This is a genomic window from Arhodomonas sp. KWT (assembly GCF_010993615.1).
Genome location: NZ_WNXE01001063.1, coordinates 1 through 560 on the forward strand (window position 1 = coordinate 1; position 560 = coordinate 560).

Genomic DNA, 560 nt, shown 5'->3' on the forward strand with positions numbered 1-560 from the left:
GGAAAGGCACCGGCGTCGCCGCCGCCCCCGACGGGCAGGCCCAGGAGATCGGCGGTGAGCGCGGTGCTCTCCGCCAGCATGACCGCACGCTCGATGGCGTTCTCCAGTTCCCGGACATTACCGGGCCACTGGTAGTTCCGGATCGCGCCGAGGGCATCGTCGCTCAGGCGCATGGGCGGGCGGTTGAGCCGCCGGCAGGCCTTCTCCAGGAGAAAGCGCGCGAGTGCCGGGATGTCCTCGCTGCGCTCGCGCAGCGGCGGCAGCCGGATCTCCATGACCTGGATGCGGAAGTAGAGGTCCTCGCGGAACGTCCCGTCGGCGACCATCGCCTCCAGGTCCCGGTGGGTGGCGGCCACCAGGCGGATGTCGACGCGGCTGGAGCGATCCGAGCCGACCCGGCGGATCTCGCCCTCCTGAAGGACGCGCAGCAGCCGGGCCTGGGCGGCGAGCGGCAGCTCGCCGATCTCGTCGAGGAACAGCGTACCGCCGTCGGCGGACTCCACCAGCCCGCGCCGGCGTCCCTCCGCGCCGGTGAATGCGCCCTTTTCGTGGCCGAACAG

1 protein-coding gene is annotated in these 560 nt (G+C 72.1%); it reads right to left on the reverse strand.

All coding sequences use genetic code 11. The annotated features are described in order from the left end of the window. The coding region (locus G7A99_RS24160) for a sigma 54-interacting transcriptional regulator (RefSeq protein WP_205600055.1) at positions 1-560 on the reverse strand (560 nt) is incomplete at both ends.